Below are 19,827 nucleotides of genomic sequence, written 5' to 3' on the forward strand. Positions count from 1 at the left end.
GTCGGCCCGGAAACCGCAGCTTCACACCGTAGCGGGCATGGGCACCACGGCTACGCACTGTGCGTACTGCGCCTTGCAGTGCGCGATGACGCTGACGGCGGACGCCGGCGGCCGGGTCACCGTGGGCCCGCGCGACTTCCCGACCAACCGCGGCGGACTGTGCCAGAAGGGCTGGACGGCGGCCGACCTGCTCGGCTCCCCGGAACGGCTGACGACGCCGCTGCTGCGCGACGGCCGGTCGGGGCCGTTCCGGGAGGCGACCTGGGACGAGGCGCTGGAGATCGTCGCCGGGCGCATCCGCGACACCCAGCGCGCGCACGGCCGGGACGCCGTCGCCGTCCTGGGCGGCGGCGGGCTGACCAACGAGAAGGCCTACCAGCTGGGCAAGTTCGCCCGGGTCGCGTTGCGTACGAAGAACATCGACTACAACGGCCGGTACTGCATGTCGTCGGCCGCGGCCGCGTCCAACCGGGCGTTCGGCATCGACCGCGGGCTGCCGTTCCCGCTGCCCGACCTGGCCGAGACCGGCGCCGTCCTGATCGCCGGCGGCAACGTCGCCGAGACGATGCCGCCGTTCGTGCAGCACCTCGCCGCCGTCGTGGACCGGGGCGGGTCGCTGATCATCGCCGACCCGCGCCGCACCGCCACCGTCGAGCGGGCCACGCTGCACCTGCCGGTCATGCCGGGCACCGACCTGGCGCTGGCGCTCGGGCTCCTGCACATCGCCGTCGCCGACGGGCACGCCGACCGCGCCTACATCCAGGACCGGACGACGGGGTTCGAAGAGACCTGGCGGGCGGCCGCGCAGTGGTGGCCGGAACGGGTCGAGCGGGTCACCGGGGTGTCGGTCCTGGCGCAGCGGGCGACTGTCGCCCAGCTCGCCGCCGGGGCGCGCGGCCGGGGCGCCGTCGTCCTCACCGCGCGCGGCGCGGAGCAGCAGAGCAAGGGCACCGACACCGTCACCGCGCTGATCAACCTGACGCTCGCACTCGGCCTGCCGGGAAAGCCCCACAGCGGTTTCGGCTGCATCACCGGCCAGGGCAACGGGCAGGGCGGCCGCGAACACGGGCAGAAGGCGGACCAGCTGCCCGGCTACCGGAAGATCGACGACCCGGCTGCCCGGGCGCACGTCGCCGGGGTCTGGGGCGTGGACCCCGACGAGCTGCCTGGGCCGGGGCCGTCGGCGTACGAGCTGATCGAGAGCCTCGGCGCCGACGGCGGGCCGCGGACGCTGCTCGTCCACGGCACCAACCTCGCGGTGTCGTCGCCACGCGGCCGCCGGGTCGTCGAACGCCTGGCGGCGCTGGACACGCTGGTCGTCTGCGACGTCGTCATGTCCGAGACCGCCGCGCTGGCCGACGTCGTCCTGCCGGTCACCCAGTGGGCCGAGGAGGACGGCACGATGACCAACCTGGAGGGCCGGGTGATCCGCCGGCGCCGCGCCGTCGCCCCGCCGCCCGGCGTGCGCTCAGAGCTGGAGATGCTGACGGCGCTCGCGGACCGACTGGGCCGCGGCGACCGGTTCAGCGCAGACCCGGAGACCGTCTTCGACGAGCTGCGCCGGGCCAGCGCCGGCGGCATCGCCGACTACGCCGGCATCAGCTGGGACCGCATCGACGCCGAGGGCGGCGTGTTCTGGCCGTGCCCGTCGGACACGCATCCGGGGACGCCGCGCCTGTTCGCCGACGGCTTCCCGACGCCCGACGGCCGGGCCCGGTTCGTCGCCGTCGAGCACCGGCCGCCGGCCGAGGACGTCGACGCCGACCACCCCGTCTACCTCACCACCGGCCGGGTGCTGCAGCAGTACCAGAGCGGCGCGCAGACTCGCCGGGTCCCGGCGCTGGCCGCCGCGGTGACCGAGCCGCACGTCGAGATCCACCCCGACCTCGCGGGCCGGTCCGGACTGGCCGACGGCGACCTCGTGCGGGTGGTCAGCCGTCGCGGCGACGCCGTCGGACGGGTCCGGCTGACCACGACGATCCGGCCGGACACCGTGTTCATGCCGTTCCACTGGGGCGGCGAGCAGGCGGTGAACCGGGTGACGAACCCGGCGCTGGACCCGATATCGCGGATGCCGGAGTTCAAGGTGTGTGCGGTCCGGCTGGAGCGGGTGGTGGTCTCCCAGGGAGGCTCATGCGGCACCGACGGCGACACGGGGCCGGAGGTCTCGCCGAGCCGTCGGTCGAGACCGACTGCCGACTGGAGCGAAGGAGGCAGCGCCGCATGAGCCGACCGACTGATGTCGCGCCGCGCATCGTCGTCGTGGGACACGGCATGGCCGGCGCCCGGTTCGTGCAGGAGCTGCGCGCCCGCGACCTGTCCCGGCGATTCGAGGTCACGGTCCTCGGCGCCGAGCCGGAGGCCGCGTACAACCGGGTGCTGCTGTCATCGGTGCTGGCCGGCTCGTTGACCCCAGCGGAGATCGAGACGGTGCCGTCGGCCTGGTACGCCGCCGAGGACGTCGAGCTGCGGACCGGCGTCGAGGTGGCCGCGATCGACCGCCGGCACCGCCGCGTCCTGACGACCGCCGGCGAGCACGTCCCCTACGACCACCTGGTGCTGGCCACCGGCAGCCGGCCGTGGGTGCCGCCGATCGACGGGCTGGTCGCCGACGACGGCGAGCTGGACCGCGACGTCGTCGTCTTCCGCACGCTGGGCGACTGCCGGACGATGCTGGCCCGGCTGGACCGGGTGCGCTACGCGGTCGTGCTGGGCGGCGGGCTCCTCGGACTGGAGGCGGCCCGCGGGCTGGCCGGCCGTGGCGTCGACGTCGAGGTCGTGCACCCGGCGGACCGGCTGATGGAACGACAGCTCGACCTGGACGCCGGGCGGGTGCTGGCCCGGACGCTGCGGTCCCTGGGCGTCCGGACGCGGCTCAACGCGCAGGCGGTCCGGTTCACCGACGGCTGGGGCGGCGGCGGGCGCGGGATGCGGCTGGACGACGGCACCCGGCTGCCGGCCGACCTGGTCGTCGTGGCCTGCGGCGTCCGGCCCAACACCGGTCTGGCCGCGGCCGCCCGGCTTGAGGTGGAGCGGGCGATCGTGGTGGACGACACCATGACGTCGGTGACCGACCCGGCGATCCACGCGATCGGCGAGTGCGCCCAGTACGACGGCCAGGTGTACGGGCTGGTCGCGCCGGCCTGGGAGCAGGCGGCGGTGCTGGCGGACGTGCTCACCGGCGGGCCGGAGCGGTACCGCGGCTCGCCCGTCGTCACCCGGCTCAAGGCGGCCGACGTCGACCTCGCGGCGATGGGCGAGACGGACGTCGACGAGCTCTCCGACGACGAGGAGGGCCTGGAGGTCCTGCGGTTCGCCGACCCGGCCCGCGGGACGTACCAGAAGGTCGTGATCCGCGACGAACGCGTCACCGGCGCGATCATGCTCGGCGGCCCGGAGACCGTCGGCGCCGTCACCCAGCTGTTCGACCGAGCGGCGCCGGTGCCGGCCGACCGGCGGGCGCTGATCTTCCCCGGCGTTGTCGACGCGGGCGCCGCGCTGGACCCCGCCGACCTGCCCGACGACCACACCGTCTGCCGGTGCAACGGCGTCACCGCCGGCCGCGTCCGGGCCGCCTGCGAGGCCGGCGCGGACACCGTCGCCGAGATCGCGGCCACCACCCGCGCCACCACCGGCTGCGGCGGCTGCCGGTCCGACGTCGCGGCGCTGCTCGCGTCCCGATCGACCGTGGAGGTACCCGCATGACCACACAACGTCAGCTCGTCGTCGTCGGCAACGGCATGGTCGGGCAGCGCCTGGTCGAGGCGGTCCGGCAGCGCGACCCCGAGCGGCGGTGGCGGATCACCGTCCTGGGCGAGGAGCCCCGGCCCGCGTACGACCGGGTCGCGCTGACGTCGTACCTCACCGGGACGACCGAGGCGGAGCTCGGGCTGGTGCCGGACGGGTGCTACGACGGCGACAGCGAACTGGTGCTCGGCGAGGCGGTGACGCGGATCGACCGGGACGCTCGCGTCGTCGAGACCTCGGCCGGGCGGGTCGTCCCGTACGACGCGCTGGTCCTGGCCACCGGCTCGCGGCCGTTCGTCCCGCCGGTCCCGGGCGCGGACCTGGACGGCTGCTTCGTCTACCGGACCATCGACGACCTCGACGCGATCCGCGACCGCGCCGGTCACGTGGCGAGCGGCGTGGTGATCGGTGGCGGGCTGCTCGGGCTGGAGGCGGCGAACGCGTTGCTCTCGCTCGGCCTGTCGGCCAGCGTCGTCGAGTTCGCGCCGCGCCTGATGCCGGCCCAGGTCGACCAGGGCGGCGGCGAGGTGCTGCGCCGCAAGGTCGAGGAGCTCGGCCTTGCGGCCCGGCTGGACACCGCGACCGAGCGGATCGCCGCCGTCGACGGTGGCCTGCGGATGTCGTTCGCCGACGGGTCGTCCCTGGACACCGGGCTGGTGGTGTTCTCCGCCGGCATCCGGCCGCGGGACGAGCTGGCGCGTGCGGCGGGGCTGGCGGTAGGGGAGCGCGGCGGCATCGTCGTCGACGAGGCGTGCCGGACGTCGGACCCCTCCATCTGGGCGATCGGCGAATGTGCGCTGGCCGGCGGCCGTGTGTACGGGCTGGTCGCGCCCGGCTACGAGATGGCCGAGGTGGTGGCCGACCGGCTGCTCGGCGGCGACGCGGCGTTCCTCGAGGCCGACATGTCCACGAAGCTCAAGCTGCTCGGCGTGGACGTCGCCAGCTTCGGCGACGCGCACGCGGCGACCGCGGACGCCCTCGAGGTGGTCTACGCCGACCCCGTCGGCGGCGTCTACAAGAAGCTGGTCGTCACCGACGACGCGTCACGGCTGCTCGGCGGCGTGCTGGTCGGCGACGCGTCTGCGTACGCGGCGCTGCGGACGATGGTCGGGCAGCCGCTCACCGACACCCCGGAGAAGCTGCTGCTGGCCGGGCCGTCGACATCGGACCTCGGCGACGACGCGCAGGTGTGCTCGTGCCAGAACGTCAGCGCCGGTGCGATCCGGTCGGCGATCCACGACGAGGGCTGCGCGGACGTCGCGTCGATCAAGGCCTGCACCCGCGCCGGTACCGTCTGCGGCAGCTGCGTCCCGCTGCTGAAGACGCTGCTCACCCAGTCCGGCGTCGAGGCCAACCCGGCGCTGTGCGAGCACTTCGACGTCGGCCGGGCCGAGCTGTTCGACATCGTGCGCGTCACCGGGCTGCGCACGTTCAGTGAGATCATCGCCCGGCACGGCCGCGGCCGCGGCTGCGACATCTGCAAGCCGGCGATCGCGTCGATCCTGGCCAGCCTCGGCTCCGGGCACATCCTGGACGGCGAGCAGGCGGCGCTGCAGGACACCAACGACGCCTTCCTGGCCAACATCCAGCGCAACGGCACGTATTCAGTCGTGCCGCGGGTGCCTGGCGGCGAGCTGACGCCGGAGGGACTGATCGCGATCGGCGAGGTGGCCCGTGACTTCGGCCTCTACTCCAAGATCACCGGCGGGCAGCGGATCGACCTGCTGGGCGCCAGGGTGGAGCAGCTGCCGGCGATCTGGAAGCGGCTGGTCGACGCCGGGTTCGAATCCGGGCACGCGTACGGCAAGGCGCTGCGCACGGTGAAGTCGTGCGTCGGCTCGACCTGGTGCCGATACGGCGTGCAGGACTCCACGTCGCTGGCGATCATGCTGGAGCTGCGCTATCGCGGGCTGCGGGCGCCGCACAAGATCAAGGCCGGCGTCTCCGGGTGCGCCCGCGAGTGTGCCGAGGCCCGCAGCAAGGACGTCGGCGTCATCGCGTCGGAGAACGGCTGGAACCTCTACGTCGGCGGTAACGGCGGATTCCGGCCGCGGCACGCGGAGCTGTTCGCGTCCGACTTGTCCGACGCCGAGCTGGTGCGGCTTGTCGACCGGTTCCTGATGTTCTACGTCCGCACGGCCGACCGGCTGCAGCGGACGGCCGCCTGGATCGAGGCGCTCACCGAGGAGCACGGCGACGGGCTGGCCTACCTGCACCGTGTCCTCGTCGAGGACGAGCTCGGCGTGTGCGCCGACCTGGAGGCGGCGATGGACCGGCACGCCGGCTCCTACACCGACGAGTGGGCGGCGGTCCTCGACGACGAGGAGAAGCTCAGCCGGTTCGTGTCGTTCGTCAACGCTCCCGAAGCCCCCGACCCGAGCATCCGGTTCGTCACCGAGCGGGGGCAGATCCGCCCGGCCGACGGCGCTCCGGTCGTGGCCGGGCCGACCCTGGAGGTGGTGCGCCGATGACCGTTCTCGACGTCCGCGCGTGGACCGTCGTCTGCCGCTTCGACCGGCTGCTGCCCGAACGCGGGGTGGCGGCGCTGGTCGGCGGCGAGCAGGTGGCGATCTTCCGCACGCACGACGGCGCGCTGTTCGCGCTGGCCAACCGCGATCCGTTCAGTGACGCGTACGTGCTGTCGCGCGGCATCGTGGGGTCGCGCGGCGCGGTCCCGACCGTCGCGTCGCCGATGCACAAGCAGGTGTTCTCCCTAGTCACCGGGGAGTGCCTGGATGAGCCCGGCGTCGCCGTGCCGGTGTACGAGGTGCGGGTGCGCGACGGCGACGTCGAGGTGGCGGTGCCGTGACCGTCGCGTCGTCGGCCGCGGCGGGCGTGGGGGCCGGGATGCTGCCGCTGGAGGGCTTCACCGTCGCGGTGACCGCCGCCCGTCGCCGGGAGGAGCTGGGTGCGCTGCTGGAGCGGCGCGGCGCCCGGGTCGTGCAGGCGCCGGCGATCCGGATCGTGCCGCTGGACGACGACGCCGAGCTGCTGGCCGCGACCCGCACCTGCATCGAGCTGCCGATCGACATCGCCGTCGCGACCACGGGTATCGGCTTCCGTGGCTGGATGGAGGCGGCCGACGGCTGGGGCATGGGCGAACGGCTGCTGGAGCGGCTGGGGTCAGCGACGCTGCTGGCGCGCGGGCCCAAGGCGCGCGGCGCTATCCGGGCGGCCGGGCTGTCCGACGACTGGTCGCCGCCGTCGGAGTCGTCGGCGGAGGTACTGGAGCACCTGCTGGCGCAGGATCTCGCCGGCAAGCGGATCGCCGTCCAGCTGCACGGCGAGCCGCTGCCGGACTTCACCGACGCGCTGGAAGCGGCCGGAGCCGTGGTGGTCGCGGTGCCGGTGTACCGGTGGGTGCCGCCGGACGACGTCGCGCCGCTGGGCCGGCTGGTCGAGGCGGTCGCGGCGCGGCAGGTCGACTGCGTCGTGTTCACGAGCGCGCCGGCGGTGGCCAGCCTGCTGTCGCTCGCGGCGTCGATGGGACTCTCGTCCGAGGTCGAGGCAGCGCTGCAATCGTCGGTGGTGCCCGCCTGCGTGGGCCCGGTGACCGGGGCGCGGCTGGAGCGGATGGGGATCGCGACGGTGCAGCCGGCGCGGTCCCGGCTCGGCGCGCTGGTCCGCGAGATCGTCGCCGAGCTGCCGGCCCGCTGCCGCACGCTGCGGGTCGCCGGGCACGCCGTCCAGCTGCGCGGGCACGCCGTCGTCGTCGACGGGGTCGCGCGTGAGCTGCCGCCCGGGCCGATGGCCGTGCTGGCCGAGCTGGCTCGTCGTCCGGGCGTCGTCGTGTCGCGGGCCGAGCTGCTCGCCGTCCTGCCCGGCGGCGGCAGCGACGAGCACGCCGTCGAGATGGCGGTCACGCGGCTGCGCGGCGCCGTCGGGGCGCGGGTCGTGCAGACGGTGGTGAAACGCGGCTACCGGCTGGCCTACGAACCCGAGGCCGCCGGATCGGTGAAGTACGGGGGGTCCTCATGACGGGTCATGTCGCGATCGTCGGCGGGGGACCGGGCGATCCGGGGCTGCTCACACTGCGCGGGTTCGACCTGCTCAAGCAGGCCGACGTCGTGCTCGTGGACCGCCTGGCGCCGCGGTCGCTGCTGGACGCGCTGCGCCCGGACGTCGAGATCGTCGACGTCGGCAAGGAACCGCACAAGCACCGGCGCAGCCAGCGGGAGATCGAGGCGCTCATGCTGGACCGCGCCCGCCGAGGGCTGCGGGTCGTCCGGCTCAAGGGCGGCGACCCGTACGTCTTCGGCCGCGGCGGCGAGGAGGCGCACGCATGCGCCGCGGCCGGCGTCCCGTACGAAGTGGTGCCCGGCGTGACCAGCGCGGTCGCCGTCCCGGCGCTGGCCGGCATCCCGGTAACCCAGCGCGGTGTGACCCAGGAGGTGACGATCGTCAGCGGGCACGCCCACCCGGACTCTCCGGAGTCGACGGTGGACTGGGACCGGCTGGCGGCCGGGACCGGCACGATCGTCGTGCTCATGGGCGTGACGCACCTGGCGGCGATCGCTTCGCGGTTGGTGCGCGGTGGCCGGCGCGGCAGCACGCCGGTCGCCGTCGTCGCGGACAGCGCGGCGCGGGTCGTCGTCGCGACGCTGGACACGGTGGACGGTGCGGCGGACGGGATCGAGCCGCCCGCCGTCGTGGTCGTGGGCGACGTGGTGGCGTTGCGCGACCTGCTCGCGTCATGACCGGCCGGTCAGCCGCGGGTGCCGCGGGCGCGGCCGGCGGACGGTCGACGGGCGTCACGTTGGACCGTACGAACTCCGGCGAGCCGGCGTCGAGCGAGACTAGTTCCGTGACCGATGTACTCGTGGCGGTGGCGCACGGAACCCGCGCCCCCGAAGGCCCCGTCGTCCTGGCGGCGCTGCTCGACCGCGTGCGCGGGCTGCTGCCCGGCGTGGACGTGCGGGTGGCGTATGTGGACGTGATCTCGCCGACCTTGGAGTCGGTGCTGGAGTCGGTGCCGCACGGGGTGCGCCCGGTCGTGGTGCCGATGTTCCTGGCGTCCGGGTACCACGTGCGGGTGGACGTACCGTCGGCCGTGGCGGCCGACGGCGGACGGGCGGTCGTGACGCCGGCGCTCGGTCCGGACGCGGCGGTCGTGGCGGCGGTCGAGGAGCGGCTGCGGTCGTCGTCGCCGGACGGGCTACCTGACGCCGTCGTGCTGGCGGCGGCGGGCTCTTCCGATGCGTCGGCGCTGGCGGAAGTCTCGACGGCTGAGTCCCTGCTCGCGTCGTCGCTCGGCCGGCCGGTCGTGGCCGGCTATGTGACGACGGCCTCGCCGTCCGTGCCCGAGGCGGTGACATCCCTGCGCGCCGCCGGCCACTCGACCGTCGGTGTGGCGTCCTACCTGCTGGCGCCCGGGCTGTTCCAGCAACGCCTCGACTCCGTCGGCGCCGATGTCGTCGCCCCGCCGATCGGGCCGCACCCGCTGGTGGCCGAGCTGATCGCCGACCGCTACCGCTCCTCGCGAAGGCCGGCTTCGGTCAGGCGACGCAGGTGGCCGGCGTAGCCGTCCGGCTCCGGCCGCCGGAGCGTCGCGCTGGAAATGGCGTCGTACACGTCCTCGGCGACGAGACCGCGGGCGGCCAGCCACTCCGGCGCCCCGTCGCTCATAGCCTCTTCCTCGTCGTTCACGGCGTAGATCATGTACGTGGTCACCCGGGTGGATCCCCAGTCCTCGGCCGGGACCGGATACGGATCGCCTGGGGGTGCCTCGGGTCCGAACACGTCGTACCAGATGCTCCGATACCACTCGTCAGTCACCCACTGGGTCGAGCCACGCAGGGGTGGATTCGACGAATCCCGGATGTGCGCGGCGAACTCGTCGCGGATGGCGTGGAAGCTGCCGTCGGCATCCTCGGCGAGCCGCTTCGGGGCCCGCTCACAGGCCTCGATGTACATGTCGGCGGAGTCGGTGGTGTCGAACCAGGTCCCGATGTACCTGGAGAAGGCCTTCGTCCGTGGGATCACGTGGGGTACTCCAGGCGTACGTTGTCGGGTCCAGGTGCTGTTGACGGATAGTACGTGGTCATGACCCAGCCGTTCGTTCCCTCCTTGAAGACCACTCGAACTCCCGGGTCGGAACCGTCGGTGACCGGATCGTAGGTCAGGGCCCGAACTGGCGGTGCACATTCGCCATCCTTGCCCATGGCGGCGGCGCGGACACGGACCCAGTCGCTCGCGGCCTCGGCCGTGCCGGTACCGGCGCCCCGATAGCCGAAGGTGTCGCCCGGGCGTAGGTCGGTGGTGGCCGCCGGTAGGAAGAAGGCGACCGCTCCGTCGTCGGCGTGATCGGCGAGGAGCTGTTCGAGGCCACCTGGGTACTGGTCGGCGTGTGCCAGCAGGAGGCCGAGTGGGCGAGCGAACGCCGCCGGGGAGTTGAATCGGCTCGCCTCCGCGCCTGGCCGGTGTTTCGAGATGACCTTTCCGTCGTCGGGGCGGACGCGCCACTTGTCGGCGCCTTCGGTGCCGTGATCCGGCGGGCGGGTCCAGCCGGCGCGGAACTCGAGGTCGCGGTCACTCACCTGGGGCCCGTGGACCTCGACCGCATGACAGTCGGGATGCGACAACCACTCCCGCACTCGCTCGCGGTGCTCCGGTGCGACCGCGGCGACGATCTGGTCGCGGGCGGCATCGATGGCCGCCTGCTGAGCGCCGGGGTGGGCGGACGCCTCGGCCTTGGACGTGGTGCGGCCGCTGGACAGGTCGCCGAGCACGGTCGCCACGTACGAGCGGGCGAAGCCTTCAGGGAAGGCCGTCAGGAATCCTGTGGCGCCAGGCACCGAGAGCGGCCGGGCGTCCAGGGGCGGCAGCGGCGGCAACTGGTGATGGTTCACGGCGAGGAGGTCGAGCAGGGCGTGCACCTCGGTGGCGATGGCCGTGCGGGTGGCGGTCGACAGCGCGGCCAGCTCGTCGGGGATAGCGCCGGCAAGGGCGGCGGCGTCGTCGCCGGCGCGGCGGGCGAGCGGGTGTCGCCCGGCCCGCGCGGTCTCGGCCGGTCGCACCGCGGCCTTCGCGACCCGGGCGGTCAGCTCGTCGAGGCCGCGCTCGGCGTCGGCGCGGGCGCGCAGCAGCGACTCCACCGCCTGGCGCAGCACGCTCTGGCCCGACCCGCTCACACCACCGAAAGCTGCCGCCGGACCGACCCTGTGACAGCTACGGCCACGGAACCTCGGTGCGGGTGGGCGTGGCCCAGGGGCCGTCCGTGACGGCACCGAGCTCCTCGGGCGACGGGCCGTCGGCGAGCGGCGGGTCGAACGCGGCCAGGCCCGGATAGGCGATCAGCCAGCTCTGCTCGACGGCGTCCTCGATGCCCTCCAGTGGCCGGGCGGCGGCGGTGTCCTCGGAGAGCTGCTGCCACTGCCCGCCGTCGAGCCGCCACAGCCCGCCCGGCTGGAGGGCGGAGCAGTTGCTGGCCGTCTGCGCCAGCGTCGCGTAGAGCGCCTCGCCGTTGAAGAACATCTCCTCGACGATCAGGTCCTCGGGCACCGGGGCCACCGCGAGCTCGGTCAGGCCGGCGGACTCGAGCACTGTGACCTCGGCACTGCACGCGCCGTAGCCGGTCACGACGGCGACCTGCTCGCCCTCGGCGGCGGCGGCGATCGGCGCCTGCGGTGAGCCCATGACGTCGGCGGACAGCTCGGCGGCGCCGGACGCCGGATCGAGCAGCCATACCCGCTCGGACGCCTGCGCGCCGCCGGACTCGTGCACCAACAGCTGCCCGCCCACCGCGCCGAGCAGCGTCTTCGTGCCGACGGCGTCGGCCGGGAAGGCCGGCGTCGTCGCGGCGGCCTCTTCCAGTGTCGCTACGTCATACCAGGTCATCGCGCCCGTGTAGTCCATGCCGACGATGAAGTCGCCGGTCGCGCCGTCGACGTGGACGTCCTCGAGGAACGCACCCCGGCTCTCGGAGCACCAGCCGCACGCCGTCTCGACCAGCTCGGACCCGTCCCAGGCGAACAGCTCACCGCCGACGACGCCCACCAGCAGGGACCCGTCGGCGGCCCAGTCGACCCAGCGCACCTCCGCACCCGGGTCGAGCGTCAGGACCGGTACGAGTTGCGCCCCGTCGAAGGCGACCAGCTCGTCGTCGCGGACGAACACCGCGTGGGTGCGCTCCGCCGGCGTCATCGCGGGCGGCAGGCCGGCCAGGACCTGGTCCAGCGCGCCGGTGATGTCCAGGAAGCCGTGGCCGACGCCGGGTCCCTCGCGGTCGCCCTCGTCCAGCAGATCGAGGTCGGCGGTGTCGAGCAACGCCTGCCCGATGGCGTCGCCGGATGCCTCGGGCGCGGCGCCCCGGATCAGCGCGGCCGCGGCGGCCACATGCGGCGCGGCCTGGGACGTGCCCTGGATCCCCTTGTGCCCACCACCGGGGTACGTGGAGAGCACGGTGGTCATCAGGTCGCCGCCGCCGGGTGCGACGAGGTCGATGTCCTCGTTCCGGGTCGAGTACCCGGCCAGGTCGAAGTCCTCCTGGACCGCGCCGACGGCGATCACGCCGGGCAGCGAGGCCGGGTTCTGCCGCTGGTTGTCATTGTCGCAGTCGGTGAGCGGCGACGGCCCGCAGTTGCCGCCGGACGCGACCACGACCACGTCGTTGCTGACGGCGAAGTACACCGCCGCCGCCGCGACCTCCAGGCCGTGGGCCTGCTCGACGTCCGGTTCCGCCGGGATCGGCCCGCCGAAGGACATGTTGACCGCGTCGGCGCCGTGGTTGACGGCCCAGGCGAGGCCGGTCGGCCAGCTCGGCCCGTTCTCGTTGGCGTCCTTCAGCCGCACCGGCACGTCGAGCACGCTCACCCGCGGCGCGACCCCGATGATGCCGCCGTTGTCGCGCCGGGCGGCCGCGATCCCGGCGACGTGGGTGCCGTGACCGTTCGCGTCGTGCTTGCCCTCACCGGGGTAGTGGCGGCGCTCGACGACGGCGTCGCCGAGGTCCGGGTGCGTCTCGTCGATGCCGCTGTCGAGGACCGCCAGCACGGCGTCGTCGCCGTCCGGCCAGGGCAGGTCCGGCGAGCCCACCTCGGCGCCCAGCCGGTCCAGCGGCCACTGGTCGTCGCGGCGGTCGTCCTCCGCGTCGACGGCGACCTCGCCGACCACGCCGGCGGCGACGATGCCGTCCTCGGCCATCAGTTCCGCGCGCCGCGCCTCGACCTCGTCGGGCGGCAGGTACTCGGTGGACGCCACCAGGCAGTCCTGCTCGTCCACCCGCAGCACGTCCAGCGCAACCAGGGAGTCGTCGTCCGGCGCGGCGGCCGGCTCGTCCGGGCAGTCCGGGCTCGGCACGGCGGAGTCCAGCAGCGCCCGCTGCTCGTCGGCGAGCGCCACGGTGCTGGGAGTGTCACCGTCGTCCCTGGTGATCAGTACGATCGCGACCACGGCGACGATGACGACGCACACACCGGCGACTGTCCAGAGCACCCCGCGCTTCACGGCCGGTCACACTACACAGGCCGGGTCACGCCTGACGGTTGACCCGCTCTCCCGGTGGCAGAGGCTCGTTGTGCACGACGACATCGAACTCGCCGCGGATCTCGATGCGTCGGGCGTCACCGTCGGCCGCTTTCAGGGCCTGCGCCCACACGGCGGGGTTGACGCGGAGAACGGTGACCTCGTCGTCGGGCTTCTTCGGCACCCGGTCACCGTACGCCCGTCAGGTGTCCGGCAGATGACGCGCCACGCGCGGCCGTCACACCCCTCTCGCCGCCAGTACCCGGGACAGCGCGTCGACCGCGAGGTCGATCTCGTCGCGGGTGACCACCAGCGGCGGTGCGAAGCGGATCGTCGAGCCGTGGGTGTCCTTGACCAGGATGCCCTCGCCCAGCAGCGCCTCGCACGCCTCGCGGCCGCTCATCAGCTCCGGGTTGATGTCGACGCCGGCCCACAGCCCGCGGCCGCGGACCTCGACCACACTCCGTCCCATCAGCTCGCCGAGGCGCGCGTGCAGGTGCGCGCCGAGCTCGACCGCGGCCCGCTGCCACTCGCCGGTCGACAGCATCGCGACGACGGCGCGCCCGGCCGCGCAGGCCAGGGGGTTGCCGCCGAACGTGCTGCCGTGCTCGCCGGGGTGGATGACGCCGAGGACGTCGTGGTTGCCGACCACCGCCGACACCGGGACGACGCCGCCGCCCAGCGCCTTGCCGAGCAGGTAGAGGTCGGGCACGACGCCCTCGTGCTCGCAGGCGAACGTGGTGCCGGTGCGGCCGAGTCCGGACTGGATCTCGTCGGCCACGAACAACATCTGGTGCTCGTCGCACAGCCGGCGAACGTCGGCCAGGTAGCCGTTCGGCGGCACGACGACGCCGGCCTCGCCCTGGACCGGCTCGACCAGCACGGCCACCGTCGTATCGTCGATCGCCGCCTCGAGCCCGGCTGGGTCGCCGTACGGCACCACCCGGAAGCCCGGCGTGAACGGGCCGAAGTGGGTCCGTGCGACCGGGTCGGTGGAGAAGCTGACGACGCTGATGGTGCGGCCGTGGAAGTTGCCCTCCGCGACGATGACCGTCGCCTGGTCCTCCGGCACGCCCTTGACCTCGTAGCCCCACTTGCGCGCCACCTTCAGCCCGGTCTCGACCGCCTCGGCGCCGGTGTTCATCGGCAGTACGAGCTCCTTGCCCGCGAGGTCGGCCAGCTCGCGAGCGAACGGCCCGAGCACGTCGTGGTGGAAAGCGCGGCTGGTCAGCGTGACGCGGTCCAGCTGCGCCTTGACGGCGGCGACGATCTCGGGGTTGCGGTGGCCGAAGTTCACCGCCGAGTACGCCGCGAGGAAGTCGAGGTAGCGCCGGCCCTCGACGTCGGTGACCCACGCGCCCTCGGCCTCGGCGACGACCACAGGCAGCGGGTGGTAGTTGTGCGCGGTGCTGCTCTCGACGAGTGCGATCGCGTCCTGGGTGCGGGTGGTCTGCATCGTCTGATCCCCTTTTGCCTTGCGCGACTCGCCGCCGCCAGCGACCTCGCGGTCCACGATCGTCATGAGAGCTCCTCAGCGATGGACGGGGCGTGCAGTTCCAGGGTGGCGCATTTGACGCCGCCACCGGCCTTCAACAGCTCGGACACGTCGACGGGGATCGGCTCGAAGCCGGCCCGGGTGACGGCGTCGGCCAGCTCGCGCGCCTGCGCGGCGAGCACGACGTGCCTGCCGTCGCTGACGGCGTTCAGCCCGAGCACCAGTGCGTCGGCTTCGCTGGCGACGATCGCCTCGGGGAACAGCGTGGCCACGACCTCCTGGCTGCCCGGAGCGAACGCCGGCGGGTAGTACGCGATGGTGTGCCGGTCGAGCACGGCCAGCGCGGTGTCGAGGTGGTAGAAGCGCGGGTCGACCAGCTCCAGCGGCACGACGGGGACGCCGAAGACGGCGGCCAGCTCGGCGTGCGCGGCTGGGTCGGACCGGAACCCGGCGCCGGCGAGGATCCGGCCGCCCGCCCAGGCGAAGTCGCCCTCGCCCTCGTTGACGGCGACCGGCTCGGTGACGGCGACGCCGACGCCTTCGAGCCAGGACCGGTGCGCCGGAGCCTCGTCAGCGCGGACCAGCTCGCGGAACCGGGCGCCCAGCGCGCGGTCGCCGACCACGAACGCCCCGTTCGCCGCGAACACCATGTCCGGCAGCCCGGGCCGCGGGTCGAGCAGGTGCACGTGGTGGCCGAGCCGCTCGTACGTCGCGCGTAGCTCCTCCCACTGGGCCAGCGCGCGGTCGCGGTCCACCGGCCGGGACGGATCCATCCAGACGTTGATCGAGTAGTGCACGGCGAAGTGGTCGGGGCGGCACATCACGAAGTCGCGGGTCGTCGCGACGCGGTGGCCGGGCGGTGGGAGCCGGGTGAGCTCCGTGGCGTCGTTCACGGTCACAGCAGAAAGGTAGAGCGACGCCCTGGCAGCGATCGATATCGTTCCGTTGCGCGTATGGAGGCGAAACGTTGCGTCAGTTCTCGGCCTGACGGCGATTCGTTGCGCCAGGCGGGCGGAACGGGGACGATCCACCCATGACACTCGACGCGCTGGACGAGCGGATCATCCGGGTCCTCATGGCCGACGGCCGGGCGAGCTACGGCGCCATCGGCGCGAAGGTCAGCCTGTCCGCGCCCGCGGTGAAGCGCCGTGTCGACCGGCTGCGCGCCCGCGGCGTCGTCACCGGGTTCACCGTCCGGGTCGAGCCGGCCGAGATCGGCTGGAGCACCGAGGCGTACGTCGAGCTGTTCTGCAACCCGCGCACGACGGGTGAGCAGATCGCCCGGCGCGTGCAGACCTACCCGGAGGTCGTCGAGGCGTTCATGGTCACGGGCGACGCCGACGCTCTGCTGCACGTCTTCGCGGGAAGCATGCAGCACTTCGAGCGGGTGCTGACGGAAATCTCCGCCGAGCCGTTCGTCGCCCGGACTCGCAGCGTGCTGGTGCTGTCGCCGCTGCTCCGCCGCGTGCAGGCCCCGCGGACCGACGTGGAGCCCGCCGGCTGACCCCCTCCACCCAGCAGTTGATCTTGGAGTAACCGGGCAGTTGCGGGGCGAAATGTCCGATTGATACCCCAGTTACTCCAAGATCAACTTCTGGGCGGTGTGGAATTACACGGGTGTGGTTAGTCAAGGCGACACGCCGTGTGACTGCTGAAATTGTTGTGATTCCTGTTCCCTGGGGTGACTTCATTGGTTACTGTGCTTCGTGGGACGCCAGGTACGGGGGAGGTTGTCAGAATGCGCAAGGGGATCGTGGCGGGCATGTGCGCCACCGCGCTGGCAGCCGGCGTAGTCGGGCCGGCCTTCGCCGACCCGGCCGTTCCCAGCGAGTCCGACATCCAGGACGCCCGCGACGCCGAGGCGGCCGCCGCCGGTGACGTCGCCGCGCTCGAGGCTCGGCTGGCCGAACTGACGGCGCAGGTCGACGCACTGTACATCGAGGCGGCCAAGGCGATCGAGGCGTACAACGGCGCCCGGGTGCTGCTCGAGCAGGCCACCGAGGCGGAACGGACGGCCCGCGAGACCGCCCGGCAGCGCGCGGCGGAGGCCGAGCAGGCCCGCATCCAGCTGGGCCGGATGGCCGCGGCGACCTACAGTCAGGGCGGCCAGCTGGCCGGCGTCGGCATGGTGCTCGGCGCCGACGACGGCCAGGCGCTGTACGAGGGCATCGGTGCGCTGCGCGCCGTCACCCGCTCGCAGGCGACCATCGCGCGGCGGGCCCGCGACGCTCGGCAAGACGCCGACGACGCGGCGGCGCAGGCGGAGACCGCGCTGGCGGAGCGGACGGCGGCCGCTGAGCAGGCCGACGCGGCCCGGGCGGCGGCCGAGGCCGCCGTCGCCGGGCAGGAGCAGGCCGTCGCCGCCGTCGAGGAGCAGCGGGCCGCCGCGATCGCCCAGCTCGCCGTCGCCCGCGGCACCACCATCGCGCTGGAGCGGCAGCGCCAGGAGGCCCTGGCGGCCGAGCAGGAGCAGGCCGAGCAGGAGCAGGCGGAGCAGGACCAGACCGAGCCGGAGCCGCCCGCGCCGACCGGCGAGCCGTCCCTCGCCCCGCCCGACGACCCGACCGTTCCGGTCGAGCCGACCGCCCCGCCGCAGCCGACGACCGAGCCGAGCACGCCGCCGGAGCCGACGGCCGAGCCGACGCCACCGCCCGAGCCGCCGCAGCCCACCGTCGAGCCGTCGCCGGAGCCGACCGAGGAGCCGGAGGAGCCCGAGCAGCCCGATCCGCCGTCCGGCGGCGCCCAGGCCGCCGTCGACTACGCGTTCGCCCAGCTCGGCAAGCCGTACGAGTGGGGCGCGGACGGCCCGGACAGCTTCGACTGCTCCGGCCTCACCATGCGGGCGTGGGAGGCCGGCGGCGTCGACCTGCCGCACTGGAGCGTCGCGCAGGCGCAGCGGGTCGACCGCGTCTCGTACTCCGACCTGCGCCCCGGCGACCTCATCTTCTGGTCTGACAACGGCGAGGCCTCCGGCGTGTACCACGTGGGCCTGTACATCGGCGGCGGGCAGATGATCCACGCGCCGCGGCCGGGCAAGGACGTCGAGGTCCAGAACGTTCTCTACTGGGTCGACCCGTCGTTCTACGGCCGCGTCTGACGCGCCGGGCGCCGGCGCGCCGCGTCAGTGGGCGCCGCCGGACTCGATCAGGCGCTGGCGGGAGGCCTTGATCTCGTCCTCGGCGGCGGCGCGGTCGACCCACGTGGCGCCCTCCACCGACTTGCCCGGCTCGAGGTCCTTGTAGACCTCGAAGAAGTGCTGGATCTCCAGGCGGTCGAACTCCGGTACGTCGTCGATGTCCTGGAGGGTGACCTTCCGCGGGTCGGCGGCCGGCACGCAGAGCACCTTGTCGTCGCCGCCGGCCTCGTCCTTCATCCGGAACATGCCGATGGCGCGGCAACGGATGAGGCAGCCCGGGAAGGTCGGCTCCTCGATGAGCACGAGGGCGTCGAGCGGGTCGCCGTCGAGGCCGAGCGTGTCGTCGATGAACCCGTAGTCGTGGGGGTAGCGGGTCGACGTGAAGAGCCGGCGGTCGAGTTTGATGCGGCCGGTCTCGTGGTCCATTTCGTATTTGTTCCGGCTCCCCGCCGGTATCTCGATGGTGACGTCGAACTCCACCTGTAAGTCCTTCTCCCAAGCGTCCCGATGTGCTGGTCGGATCCAGTCTCCCGTACGGTGATGTCGGCCGTGTCAACAGGTGAGGAGGGCGACGATGTGGAGGCGCGCCGGAATCGTGGCCGGCTGCGCCGTCGTGGTCGCCGCCGGCGCCGGGGTCGTGCTCGAGCGCACGGCCGGGCTGCCCTGGATCGACGCCGCGCCGACGGCCGGGACGTCGCTGTTCCGCCCGGAGCCGGCCCCCGCGCCGGACTGGTCGCCCGCGCCGGGCGTGCTGGCCGATCCGGCCGCCGCGGGCACGATGGGTGAGCCCGCCGTCGGCGAGGTGCTCGGGCCCACGCTCGGCGCCGCGGGGCTCGGCGGACGGGTCGGCGTCAGCGTCGTGAACCTCGCCACCGGCGCCTCGTCCTACGAGGTCGCCGGCGACGACCCGCACACCCCGGCCAGCACGCTGAAGATCCTCACCGGCGCCGCCGCCCTCCACGCGCTCGGCCCGGACCACACGTTCACCACCCGGGTGGTCGGCGGGCCGGACCCGTCCGCCATCACGCTCGTGGGTGGCGGCGACCCCACGCTCACGGCGGACGCCGATGGCAGCGGCACCCGGGTCGCCGACCTCGCCGCGGCGACGGCGCAGGCGCTCACCGACGCCGGCATCACGACGGTGACACTGTCCTACGACGCCTCGCTGTTCAGCGGGCCGGCGGTCGACCCGGACTGGAGCCCCGGCTACGTCCCCAACGTCGTCTCGCCGACCTCGGCGCTCGCCGCGGACATCCAGGACCGCCCCGCCGACCCGGCGCTCGACGCGGCCGCGGAGTTCGCCGACCTGCTGAGCGCTCAGGGCATCGCCGTCGACGGTGGCCCGGCCGAGGCCGCCGCACCGGCCGACGGCGCCGAGCTGGCCGCCGTCGCGTCCGCGCCGCTCGCCACCATCGTCGAGGACATCCTCACCACCAGCGACAACGACGGCGCCGAGGTGCTCGCCCGGCACGTGGCCATCGCGTCCGGCGCGGCCGGCACGTCCGCCGACGCCGGTCCGGCGGTCGTGCAGGCGCTCACCGACGTCGGCCTGGACGCGTCCGGCGCGACGCTGCTCGACGGCAGCGGGCTGGCCCGCGGCAGCGCGGTCCCGGCCACGCTGATCACCGAGACGCTGGCCCTGGCCGCAGGTCCGGACCACCCGGAGCTGCGCGCCGTCGTCACCGGGCTGCCGGTCGCCTCGTTCACCGGCACGCTCGCGGACCGGTTCGGCGACTCGTCCGCGGCCGGACTGGTTCGGGCCAAGACCGGCACGCTCACCGGCGTCAGCGCGCTGGCCGGCGTGGTGGTCGCCGCCGACGGGGTCGGCTACGCGTTCGCGGTACTCGCCGACGACGTCGGCAACACGCTGGAGGCGCGGGAGGCGCTGGACGACATCGCGGCGGCGCTGGCCGGCTGTGGCTGTGCCTAGGAGGGCCGGGCAAGACCGGCGGTGAGAGGGGGCCGGAGGCCTCCTCGATATCGTCGG

At 73.8% G+C, this 19,827-nt stretch carries 17 protein-coding genes; 10 read left to right on the top strand and 7 right to left on the bottom strand.

Features of this window, described 5'->3' with window-relative positions; translation table 11 throughout:
• Window positions 1-37: 37 nt before the first annotated feature.
• From E1262_RS09795 to E1262_RS09825, 7 genes are all read left to right on the top strand, one after another.
• Window positions 38-2,227, top strand: a complete 2,190-nt coding sequence (locus tag E1262_RS09795; protein WP_132102941.1) for a molybdopterin oxidoreductase family protein — start codon at window positions 38-40, stop codon at window positions 2,225-2,227.
• Window positions 2,224-3,705, top strand: coding sequence for an FAD-dependent oxidoreductase (locus tag E1262_RS09800; protein ID WP_132102942.1), 1,482 nt, complete (start codon window positions 2,224-2,226; stop codon window positions 3,703-3,705). Before E1262_RS09795 ends, E1262_RS09800 begins: the two co-directional genes overlap by 4 nt.
• Window positions 3,702-6,218, top strand: coding sequence for a nitrite reductase large subunit NirB (nirB, locus tag E1262_RS09805; protein WP_132102943.1), 2,517 nt, complete (start codon window positions 3,702-3,704; stop codon window positions 6,216-6,218). The genes E1262_RS09800 and nirB overlap by 4 nt, the downstream gene beginning before the upstream one ends.
• A complete protein-coding gene (gene nirD, locus E1262_RS09810) occupies window positions 6,215-6,556 on the top strand; it encodes a nitrite reductase small subunit NirD (protein ID WP_132102944.1) in 342 nt (113 codons plus the stop codon). The genes nirB and nirD overlap by 4 nt, the downstream gene beginning before the upstream one ends.
• A 38-nt stretch (window positions 6,557-6,594) precedes the next feature.
• Complete coding sequence (locus tag E1262_RS09815; protein WP_132102972.1) at window positions 6,595-7,725, top strand: uroporphyrinogen-III synthase; 1,131 nt, start codon at window positions 6,595-6,597, stop codon at window positions 7,723-7,725.
• A complete protein-coding gene (gene cobA / locus E1262_RS09820; protein ID WP_132102945.1) occupies window positions 7,722-8,444 on the top strand; it encodes a uroporphyrinogen-III C-methyltransferase in 723 nt (240 codons plus the stop codon). Before E1262_RS09815 ends, cobA begins: the two co-directional genes overlap by 4 nt.
• A gap of 107 nt (window positions 8,445-8,551) precedes the next feature.
• A complete protein-coding gene (locus E1262_RS09825; RefSeq protein WP_238992888.1) occupies window positions 8,552-9,268 on the top strand; it encodes a sirohydrochlorin chelatase in 717 nt (238 codons plus the stop codon).
• Here E1262_RS09825 and E1262_RS09830 read toward each other — a convergent pair.
• From E1262_RS09830 to ddaH, 6 genes are all read right to left on the bottom strand, one after another.
• Window positions 9,214-9,729, bottom strand: a complete 516-nt coding sequence (locus E1262_RS09830) for a hypothetical protein (RefSeq protein ID WP_132102947.1) — start codon at window positions 9,727-9,729, stop codon at window positions 9,214-9,216. The genes E1262_RS09825 and E1262_RS09830 overlap by 55 nt on opposite strands.
• Window positions 9,726-10,877, bottom strand: coding sequence for a hypothetical protein (locus tag E1262_RS09835; protein ID WP_132102948.1), 1,152 nt, complete (start codon window positions 10,875-10,877; stop codon window positions 9,726-9,728). Before E1262_RS09835 ends, E1262_RS09830 begins: the two co-directional genes overlap by 4 nt.
• 37 nt (window positions 10,878-10,914) lie before the next feature.
• Window positions 10,915-13,191 (bottom strand): S8 family peptidase, encoded by a 2,277-nt coding sequence (locus tag E1262_RS09840; RefSeq protein ID WP_132102949.1) that lies wholly within the window; start codon window positions 13,189-13,191, stop codon window positions 10,915-10,917.
• Between the two features lie 25 nt (window positions 13,192-13,216).
• Window positions 13,217-13,393 (bottom strand): hypothetical protein, encoded by a 177-nt coding sequence (locus tag E1262_RS30255; RefSeq protein ID WP_162605846.1) that lies wholly within the window; start codon window positions 13,391-13,393, stop codon window positions 13,217-13,219.
• Between the two features lie 54 nt (window positions 13,394-13,447).
• The gene (gene rocD / locus E1262_RS09845) at window positions 13,448-14,665 is read right to left on the bottom strand and encodes an ornithine--oxo-acid transaminase (RefSeq protein WP_132102973.1); all 1,218 of its coding nucleotides are present in this window, start codon (window positions 14,663-14,665) and stop codon (window positions 13,448-13,450) included.
• A gap of 62 nt (window positions 14,666-14,727) precedes the next feature.
• A complete protein-coding gene (gene ddaH / locus E1262_RS09850; protein WP_132102974.1) occupies window positions 14,728-15,525 on the bottom strand; it encodes a dimethylargininase in 798 nt (265 codons plus the stop codon).
• Between the two features lie 212 nt (window positions 15,526-15,737).
• Here ddaH and E1262_RS09855 point away from each other — a divergent pair, with 212 nt between their 5' ends.
• Together E1262_RS09855 and E1262_RS31295 are read left to right on the top strand one after the other, a co-directional pair.
• Entirely contained in the window at window positions 15,738-16,208 is a 471-nt protein-coding gene (locus tag E1262_RS09855; RefSeq protein WP_132102950.1) for an Lrp/AsnC family transcriptional regulator, read from the top strand.
• A gap of 234 nt (window positions 16,209-16,442) precedes the next feature.
• Window positions 16,443-17,801: a C40 family peptidase gene (locus E1262_RS31295; protein WP_132102951.1), complete on the top strand. Its 1,359-nt coding sequence runs from the start codon at window positions 16,443-16,445 to the stop codon at window positions 17,799-17,801.
• A 24-nt stretch (window positions 17,802-17,825) separates the two neighbouring features.
• Here the strand turns inward: E1262_RS31295 and E1262_RS09865 are convergent, their stop codons facing one another.
• On the bottom strand, window positions 17,826-18,320 hold the full coding sequence (locus tag E1262_RS09865) for an inorganic diphosphatase (protein WP_132102952.1): 495 nt from the start codon (window positions 18,318-18,320) through the stop codon (window positions 17,826-17,828).
• A 94-nt stretch (window positions 18,321-18,414) separates the two neighbouring features.
• Here E1262_RS09865 and dacB point away from each other — a divergent pair, with 94 nt between their 5' ends.
• Window positions 18,415-19,770 carry a D-alanyl-D-alanine carboxypeptidase/D-alanyl-D-alanine endopeptidase gene (gene dacB, locus E1262_RS09870; protein WP_132102953.1) on the top strand — a complete coding sequence of 452 codons (1,356 nt, stop codon included), beginning with the start codon at window positions 18,415-18,417 and terminating at the stop codon, window positions 19,768-19,770.
• The last annotated feature ends 57 nt before the right edge of the window (window positions 19,771-19,827 follow it).

Origin of the sequence: Jiangella aurantiaca (assembly GCF_004349105.1) — a bacterium.
GTDB classification, from domain to species: Bacteria; Actinomycetota; Actinomycetes; order Jiangellales; family Jiangellaceae; genus Jiangella; species Jiangella aurantiaca.